Genomic DNA, 9,003 nt, shown 5'->3' on the forward strand with positions numbered 1-9,003 from the left:
TAACAGGATCGAACTGCTGACATCTTGCTTGTAAGGCAAGCGCTCTCCCAGCTGAGCTAATCGCCCAAATATGGTGACGCGTATGGGATTCGAACCCATGAAGCCGCCGTGAAAGGGCGGTGTCTTAACCACTTGACCAACGCGCCATTGTAATGGTGGCTCACCCGAGATTCGAACTCGGGACACCCTGATTAAAAGTCAGGTGCTCTGCCAACTGAGCTAGTGAACCGTATTGCGTTGTTGTCGCTTGACAACGTAGATTATTATATAGAACTTTGAAACAAATGTCAACACTTTTTTTGAAAAAAATTAAAGTTTTTTTTGCTTTGTAAAAAAAGGGGCTAAAACCCTTGTTAAATAAGGATTTTAGCCGTGCTACCTTTTTCATGATTTTTAGTGATTTGAATTTGTTTATCAATTTTTTCTTTTAATTCATCTACATGAGAGATGATACCGATTAATTTATTTCCTTGAGATAATTGAGAAAGAACTTTGATTGCTTGAGCAAGTGATTCACTATCTAAAGAGCCAAAACCTTCATCAATAAACATAGTATCTAAATGAATACCACCGGCAAAAGATTGAATTTCATCGGATAAACCGAGAGCTAAAGATAATGATGCTTTGAAAGACTCGCCACCAGATAGAGTTTTTACACTGCGAGTTGTGCCGTTATAGTGGTCAATTACATCTAATTCTAAACCAGTTTGCGAGCGAAGTTGTTCACTTGATTTACAGCGCACTAATTCATATTGACCTTGTGTCATCATCATCAAACGAGTATTAGCTCGAATTAAAATTCGATCGAAATAGTGCATTTGTACATAAGTTTCAAGCATAATGCGTTCTTTGCCGGCAACTGAACCTGTAGCTGTAGTGTAGAGTGCTTGTATATTGCTATAAAGGGATTGTTTAGTATCCAATAGTTCGATTTTTTTCATTAATTTTTGTTGAATTTGGTGATTAGTAGTAATTCTAGTATGCAGTTTTTGTATTTGAGGCATTAAATTTTCTTTTGTTGCTAAATATTCTTGTTGAATTTTTTCTAATTCGTTTAAATTATAATTTTGAGGTGTGAGTTGTGTTTGTAGTGAGGCGATTTTTGCTTTGATTTCTACAAGTGATTGATTTAATCTATCAAATTCAGTTTGAGCAGTAGCGAGATTTTGTTGTAAATAATTTTGTGTTTGTTTATATTTTTGAAGTTGCTTTCTAGCTTCATTTTCATCAGTGAATAAAAGAGCTTTAGTTAAGGTATTGATTTCAGTTGTTAAGATTTCAATATCTGTATTTTCTTTAACGATAGAAGTATTTAGTGTTAGAAGTTTTTGCTCTAAATTTTTTTGCAATAATAGATTTTTTTCTAATTGTGTATTTAAGTTTATTTGTTTTTGACTCAATTTATTTAACTGGATTAATTGTTTATCAAGCTGATTTTTTTCGTTTAGAAGCTCACATTTTTTTATTTCTACATCATGAAAGATAGTTTTTTGCGTGAAGTTACCTAAAATATTTTCTGCTTGTGCTTTTATTTCCGTAAAAAGATTATGCAATTTACCATTTAATTCGCTAGCTAATTGGGTAATTTCATTCAATTTTTGGGAGAAAATATCGCATCTATTTTTTAATTGTTCAAGTTCTGCTTGAGTTGGTGCCAACGTAGATATTTTGGCTAATTGTGGGTGATTTGTAGAACCGCAAACAGGGCAAGGTGTGTATGGTTTTAAATCTTTGGCTAAAATGCCTGCTTGTTCTGCCAAAAACAAGTGATTTTGTTGATTATAAATTTGCTCTAATTCAGCAAGTTTTGCCTGTTGTTGTTGCCATTTTGTCTTATATTCTTTGTGTTTTAAAGATGTTTGTTTATATTCTTCGAGTAGTGTAGAGAGTTTTGTTAAATTTTGTAGTCGTTGATTATTTTCTTTTTGTGCAGAATTTGTTTGTTCAATCTGTACATTTACATCTGTTAGATTTTTTAAATCTGTTTGTATATCATTTATAGTTTGCGTTAATTTTGCTAAAGTGGCTTCATCATTTGCCATTTGTTGCTGTTTGCTTTGCAATGCTTTTTTTGCTGTTTGTAAGAGATTTTGTTGTTTAGATATATATTGATATTTAGGTAATTCTTCTGTTAATTTGACAATATTCACATTTAGTGAAGTGGATTTTATTTCAAAATCTTTTTGTACTAGGGATAATTTTTCTTGAATATTAGGGAGTATTTTTGCTTTAGCTGTTAATGCTGACTGATATTCATTGATTTTTTGCTGTATTTGCTGTTGATTAATAGCAGTATTTATAATTTTTTCATTTTCTTTGATATTTTGTTCTAAAACCGTAAAATCTTTTTCTAATTGTTTTAAATCATTTTTATCTTGATTAATGATTTGTTCTAAATTTACAAGGCAATCTTTAGGCATCAATGGATTGAAGTCATAATTCATATTTTCAGGAAGTATGATTGTTTCTATATATTGCTTAATACTGTTATTAATCAAGAGAAAATCTTTTTTGAGGGCATTGAAGCGTTCTTTTAATTTTTCTTGTAATTGTTGGTAGGGTTTAGTATTGAAGATTTTGCGGAAAATATCACTGCGTTCTTTTGTCGAAGCATGGATTAATTTTAAAAATTCTCCTTGAGCAATCATGGTTATTTGCGTAAATTGATTTACATCAAGACCGATTAACTCATTTATGGCAGAGTTCACTTCTTTTATGCCTGTTATTGGCTGTTGATTGGGTGGATAAAATTCTGCTTGAGCTTTTTCTTTGACGAAGCCATTTCCTTTTTTGGCAGGGCGAAGATATTCAGGATTACGGCGAATAGTGTATGACTCATTGTTGTATGAAAATATCATTTCTACAAATGTAGGTGTGTTTTTGTCGGCGTATTTACTGCGAAGCATTTCATTTTCACGGATACCACCACTAGTATGACCATAGAGGGCAAAAGTAATAGCATCAAAAATTGTAGTTTTACCTGCACCTGTATTGCCACTGATTAGATAGATACCTTTATTGCCTAATAGACTCATATCCAATTCATATTTATCAGCATAAGCACCGAAAGCTGATATAGTTAATTTTAAAGGACGCATTATTTTCCCTCCCAGATATCTTGGATTAATTCTTGTAAAATATCTATTTGCTTATCATTTAAATTTTGATTATTTTGTTTGCAATATAATTCTTCAAAGAGATTTAATGGCGTTTTTAAATTGGCAATATCTGTAGTTTCGATATTTTGGACTGTTTTGGTACGAAGGTTATCATAGGTCAGTTGCATGATATTAGGATAGATAGAACGCAGACGATTGATGGCATCAGGAATATCTTCTTCATCAGTGAGTGTTATGGCTAAATAATCATTTGTATTTGTCTGTTCATAATTGCTCTTTAGCGTTAATTCTGCATAAGAGCCTTTTAATTTACGCATATCATGAAGAAATGAAAGTTTTTTTTCATAAATGGTCAATTTATTTTTTTGTGGAAAATCAAGGATAGTAACAGTTTTTTCTTGATTAGCTTCGGAAAAAGAATATTTTAATAAAGTTCCGCAATAACGAATTTTTTCAGTTAAAACATTTTGCGGTGTATGCAAATGACCAAGTGCTACATAATCGAAATCTTGAAATAATTGGGCATCGACATTATCTATACCGCCGACGATAATTTCTTCAGAGTCGCAAGTGTAAGCACCTGTTACGAATTGATGAGCGATTAAAATATTGCGTTCATCTGGATTTAAAGATATTTGCTTTAGAGCTATTTTTACTGCTTGATTATAAGAAGTGATTTCTTCATCAGGAAAATAACTTCTTACAATAGCTGGTTTGATAAATGGCAAAAGATAAAAATTGATATTGCCATGTTCATCTTTTAAGGTAATATGAGAGATTTTGCCATCATAAATGGGTGAGATAAAAATATTATTGTCTTTAAATAAATTCGCTCCAAAAGCTACACGTTGGGCACTATCATGATTACCGCTGATAATAAAAACGGGCAGATGTAACTCTGCCCAAGATGTTAAAAATTCATCAAATAATTGTATAGCTTGATTGGTAGGAACGGATTTATCAAATACATCACCAGCAATCATAACAGCGTCAATAGCTTCTTCTTTTGCCATTTGAAGTATTTGTTTATGGATATGCCTTTGGTCTTCATATAGAGAAAAACCATTGAGATTTTTACCGAGATGAAGGTCGGACAAGTGCATGATTTTCATAAAGTATCCCTTTCCTAAATTAAATATATTGAGATTTATTTTTCTAATTGTATAGTGGCAAAAGTACGACCACATTCGCAAGTATGTTTATAATCAATGGAAGCTGTGAGTTTAGTTTGGAAGCGAATGATAGGCATTGCTTCAAATGTTAAAGGAGTAATGACTAATTTATTATCAACAACTTCTGGATAGAGATAATCATCTTGTACATGAACATGATTATGTTCACAAGTGAAAATGATACCTGCAAAGCCAAAATACTTAGACATATAGACTTTAGCTAATGGATGATGGAAATGATGTTCGATTTCATCAAGTGTTGTATCTTGGAAGTTATCAATTAAAACAATGATTTTTGGCGGCAAGTGATCAACATTTCGTTCAATCATGGTTTTTAAATTTTTAGCACTGATGATTAAAGATGTAGCATTGAAAATGCCAATAACATCAATAGCAGCATCTACGCTATTACAAGGAAGTACTGTAGCACCTAATGCTTCAGCTGCATAATGTAAGTCCAATAAATATTGAGAGCTATAATTACCACAGATAATCAAAGTTGATGTTTTATTAATATCATTACTAGCTAAAGGTCTGATAGCGATATCGATATTGCGTGCAATATCGTCTGCTGTAAAACCGCGATATAAACCGCTGATTGTTCGGTTAAAACGCAAAGTTTGACTAAGTGGGCCTGTTAATAAATCAAAGGCAGATGCTTGAATAAGTTCATCTCTAGTAGTTACAGGGAGATTTCTTATATCAGATAAAGTTTTTATATCTTCAGCATGAATATCAAGACCATTGTATTTCTTTTTGTAGAAAGAGGATTTTTCTAATGCCCAACGAAGATTTTTGCGAAAGCGTTGTAAAATGAGTTCGATTTTTTCTTCAGTTGGCATCATTTCTACTCTAGGATTGATGACCATGATTTATTCTCCTTTTTGATAATGACTAAAATTACCAATGACGATATCAGGGAATTCTTCGTGTAATTGGCGAATAAATTCTTTAGTGCCGATAGCTTTAGTAAATGGTGGCATGATTTCAGCAAAAGCATCAGGGTCGATATTTAAATTGCGGATTTGAATCATATTTACAGGATTTTCATGTAAAAATTCTTTCCATGCTTTAAATTCACTTTCGCTATCATTAAAGCCAGGGAAATAAAGCATATTTAAAGAAATATGCACGCCATGTTCATGAGCGTAGCGAATGGATTCTTTTACATTATCAAGTTCATAACTACCGCGATAATAAGCTTTGTAATTTTCAGGAATAGCACTGATAATACTTACACGCATACTATCAAGACCAGCATCAACAATGCGTTTGATACCTTCTGTATAGCCAGCATTGGTATTTATATTGATTTGACCTTTGTCTGTTTTTTTGCGGATTTTTTCAATAGCAGGCACGATATTGTCTACAGCAAGAGAAGGTTCACCTTCACAGCCTTGACCAAAACTGATGATGGCATCAGGTGCTGTTTCTAAATGATAGATACCGATTTGAGCAATTTCTTTTGGTGTAGGACGGAATTTTATGCGACTTTGTGGAGATGGACAGCATTCAGCAGGTTGAAGAGAGATACAGCCAAAACAATTAGCATTGCAAACTGGAGAAGATGGAATACCAGCTTCCCAACGGCGATAAAATAGATTTTGAGCTGTGCAACAATGCCATGTTAAAGAACAATTACCTAAATGTTCAACAAGGCGATTATCAGGTAAATCTTTTTGAACGCGTTTAACTAATTTATGCAAATTGCGAGTATTGTAATGCGCTGGGTCCCATTTATCATTTTCATCAGTGTACATAGCTGCTACATAAAGTTCATCTTTGTAAACAACAACAGCAGTATAGCCATAAAGTGGAAGCATTTGAGCGTCATCTTCTTTTTTGAAGGCTGGCATATATAAACGAGTATAACCAGCAGGCAAGATGGCAGCTACGGCATTGCCCATGATAGGCATGATTTCATCACCGTATTTGGCAAGTGGTAAACGGTCTGGTAAAAACATTAAGTCAGCAGATTCTGGAAGTGGAATTAAATCATCTGGGGAAAGTTCGATGATATCTGTTCCAGTTCTAGCTAAAGCTTGGAAACCTTTTGGGGCATCTAGGATATTACCATCTTCATCAGCATATAATGCACGAATATCAGCCATTATTTTTATCCTCCTGTTTTACTTTATTTTTCTTTGCTTTTTTAGGATTGTATTTATTCATAGCCATATCGACAGAATCATTAACGATACATTCTACAGCAGGGATGAGATATTTAATCGCTTCATCAACAGCTATTTTATCTTCTTGAGGAAATGGAGCAAGAACATGATTTACTACACTCCAACCAGGGAGAGGTCTACCAACACCGAGTCTTACACGTGGGAAATTTTCACTGCCTAAATGAGCGATTAAAGATTTTATACCATTGTGTCCGCCAGAACTACCTTTTTTGCGAATGCGAATAGCACCAGCAGGGATATCCATATCATCATGAGCTACAATGATATCTTCTGGAGTTACTTTATACCAACGCATTAAAGGACCAAGGGCTTCACCGCTATTATTCATATAAGTTTGCGGTTTAACTAGTAAAATTTTTTCAGTGCCAATGCGACCTTCCGCAATTTGAGCATTGAATTTATCTTTCCAAAGATTTATATTAAGATGCTCAGCTAGTGCATCAACGAGCATAAAACCGACATTATGGCGGGTTTTGGCATATTCATTACCAGGATTGCCAAGACCTACAATTATTTTCATTAAATTACCTCCAAGACAATATATAATAATTAATATTTTAGCATAAAAACAAAAACAAAAGCACTAGAGTTTTTCTAGTGCTTGTTTATTTATGATTTTTACTTTTCCACGAGTGAGTTCTACATATCCTTCTGTAGAAAAATATTTGAGCATACGAGTTACTACTTCACGAGCTGAACCCATTAATTTGGCTATTTGTTCATGAGTCATATTGATTTCATCAGAATTAGTAGTATTACTTTCATTGAGTAAAAACTCAGCAAGTCTTTTATCAAAACTGGTGAACATCATCTGTTGCATAGCCCAGGTTACAGTGCATAACCGTTTAGTAGCAAGTTTATAAGTGATAGCTTCAAGATGGATATTTTCATTCATGACTTTGGCAAAAGCACAAGGCAAGATTTGAATAAGCTCACAATCAGTTAAAGCTTCAATGTAAATCTGAACCTCCCACGACTAAAGTCGCGGGGTTCTCGGTCAAGTATTCTAACGAATACAGTATCTCCGAGCTATCCCCATAGTTCCTACGGTTCTTGTATATGTTATTTAAATTTAAGTATGTTTAATATTCTTAATCCTTCATTTCTAATATTTATAGCTGCATTTATATCTCTATCATGATGTGTTTTACATTTAGGACAGTTCCATTTTCTAACATTTAAGTTTTTTACTTCGGTATTTTTATATCCACAAATATGACATAATTGGCTTGAAGGATAAAATTTATCTATTTTGACAATAATTTTACCAAACCATTTGGCTTTATATGATAGTTGTCTCATAAACTCTGACCAACTAACATCAGCTATATTTCTTGCTAATTTATGATTTTTCATCATGTTTTCAACCTGCAAATCTTCAAGACAGATTACATCATAATTTCTGATAAGTTGACATGTCACTTGATGAAGTAAATTGCGTCTTTGATTAGCAATTCTATCATGCAATTTAGCCACTTTTACTCTAGCCTTTTCCCAATTTGAACTTCCTTTTGTTTTTCGAGAAAGCTCTCTTTGGAATTTAGCTAATCTAGTCAGTGATTTTTGCAAGTATTTAGGATTGCTATATTTTACTGCATCTGAGGTTATGATAAAATCCTTTATTCCTAAATCTAAACCGACATATTTATTCGTTCTGATAAATTCAGGTTGAGGCACATCTGTACAACATAGTGCAACGTAATATTTTCCACTAGGAGTCTGTGATACTGTCGCACTTAAAATTCTACCTTCTATTTGGCAATATTTATCTCTTATTTTTATCTTGCCTATTTTAGGTAGTTTTATTTTATTTCCTAAAAATCCAATGTTGTTATTTGTCATATTTGTTTTATACGATTTATACCGATTCTTTTTAGATTTGAATTTAGGAAAGCCTGCTTTTTGTCTATTAAAAAAGTTTTTATATGCTGTATCTAAATTCTTTAAAGCATTTTGTAAAGAGGATTTATCTGGTTCTTTGAGCCACTTTTTTTCTTTTTTTAATTGAGTAAGCTCTTTTGAACACTCATTATAACCTATGGTCTTCTTATTTTGTTCATATGCTTTAATTCTTCTATCTAAAAAGTGATTATATATAAAACGTACACAGCCAAAAGTTTTTTGAAGTAAACTTTCTTGTGTTTTGTTGGGGTATATCCTAAATTTATAAGCTTTTTCCATAATAAACACTTACTCTTTCTTCTGATTTTGGATATATTCTATAATTTATATCCTCTGTCATATATTACTTCCATACTATCATCTAATATAATCATGACATATCTATAGTAATATAACAAGTGTTTATATATTAACTACTTATTTTAAATAATATATACAAAAACTATAGGTTCTACTTTAGTCGTATTATGAGGTCTCGTTCATATAGAAACGCTACTTTCTATACAGTTCTCTTATGAACTTCCGTTACTTTCATAACGGCACAGACTATATCTTATCTCTCAGCTTTACCTGTTAGAGTCTGTCCACTTCCTCAGTCAATCGCTTACTGAGTACTTC

The 9,003-nt window shown here is 32.7% G+C and carries 7 protein-coding genes and 3 tRNA genes; all 10 read right to left on the reverse strand.

Translation table 11 applies throughout. The features are described 5' to 3' along the window. A tRNA-Val gene (locus F553_RS0111120) sits at positions 1–58 on the reverse strand. Positions 59–71: 13 nt separating this feature from the next. After that, positions 72–146 (reverse strand) — tRNA-Glu (locus F553_RS0111125). A gap of 7 nt (positions 147–153) precedes the next feature. Further along, positions 154–229, reverse strand: a tRNA-Lys gene (locus F553_RS0111130). Between the two features lie 124 nt (positions 230–353). Further along, complete coding sequence (locus F553_RS0111135) at positions 354–3,098, reverse strand: AAA family ATPase (protein ID WP_019000154.1); 2,745 nt, start codon at positions 3,096–3,098, stop codon at positions 354–356. Next, positions 3,098–4,231, reverse strand: coding sequence for an exonuclease SbcCD subunit D (locus F553_RS0111140; protein ID WP_019000155.1), 1,134 nt, complete (start codon positions 4,229–4,231; stop codon positions 3,098–3,100). Before F553_RS0111140 ends, F553_RS0111135 begins: the two co-directional genes overlap by 1 nt. A gap of 35 nt (positions 4,232–4,266) precedes the next feature. Continuing rightward, a complete protein-coding gene (locus tag F553_RS0111145; protein WP_019000156.1) occupies positions 4,267–5,160 on the reverse strand; it encodes a phenylacetate--CoA ligase family protein in 894 nt (297 codons plus the stop codon). 3 nt (positions 5,161–5,163) lie between these two features. Then, positions 5,164–6,402 carry a radical SAM family protein gene (locus F553_RS0111150; protein ID WP_019000157.1) on the reverse strand — a complete coding sequence of 413 codons (1,239 nt, stop codon included), beginning with the start codon at positions 6,400–6,402 and terminating at the stop codon, positions 5,164–5,166. After that, positions 6,395–7,003 (reverse strand): aminoacyl-tRNA hydrolase, encoded by a 609-nt coding sequence (pth, locus tag F553_RS0111155; protein WP_019000158.1) that lies wholly within the window; start codon positions 7,001–7,003, stop codon positions 6,395–6,397. The genes F553_RS0111150 and pth overlap by 8 nt, the downstream gene beginning before the upstream one ends. Before the next feature lie 63 nt (positions 7,004–7,066). After that, on the reverse strand, positions 7,067–7,402 hold the full coding sequence (locus tag F553_RS12000; protein WP_008540126.1) for a Crp/Fnr family transcriptional regulator: 336 nt from the start codon (positions 7,400–7,402) through the stop codon (positions 7,067–7,069). Positions 7,403–7,545: 143 nt separating this feature from the next. Then, positions 7,546–8,664, reverse strand: coding sequence for an IS200/IS605 family element RNA-guided endonuclease TnpB (tnpB, locus tag F553_RS0111165; RefSeq protein ID WP_026297009.1), 1,119 nt, complete (start codon positions 8,662–8,664; stop codon positions 7,546–7,548). Between the last annotated feature and the right edge of the window lie 339 nt (positions 8,665–9,003).

The sequence above is a fragment of the Megamonas rupellensis DSM 19944 genome (genome assembly GCF_000378365.1).
GTDB classification, from domain to species: domain Bacteria; phylum Bacillota; class Negativicutes; order Selenomonadales; family Selenomonadaceae; genus Megamonas; species Megamonas funiformis.

Coding starts and splice junctions, on each gene's coding strand:
- F553_RS0111135 (WP_019000154.1), bottom strand. CDS start 3,098: ATGCGTCCTTTAAAATTAACTATATCAGCTTTCGGTGCTTATGCTGAT.
- F553_RS0111140 (WP_019000155.1), bottom strand. CDS start 4,231: ATGAAAATCATGCACTTGTCCGACCTTCATCTCGGTAAAAATCTCAAT.
- F553_RS0111145 (WP_019000156.1), bottom strand. CDS start 5,160: ATGGTCATCAATCCTAGAGTAGAAATGATGCCAACTGAAGAAAAAATC.
- F553_RS0111150 (WP_019000157.1), bottom strand. CDS start 6,402: ATGGCTGATATTCGTGCATTATATGCTGATGAAGATGGTAATATCCTA.
- pth (WP_019000158.1), bottom strand. CDS start 7,003: ATGAAAATAATTGTAGGTCTTGGCAATCCTGGTAATGAATATGCCAAA.
- tnpB (WP_026297009.1), bottom strand. CDS start 8,664: ATGGAAAAAGCTTATAAATTTAGGATATACCCCAACAAAACACAAGAA.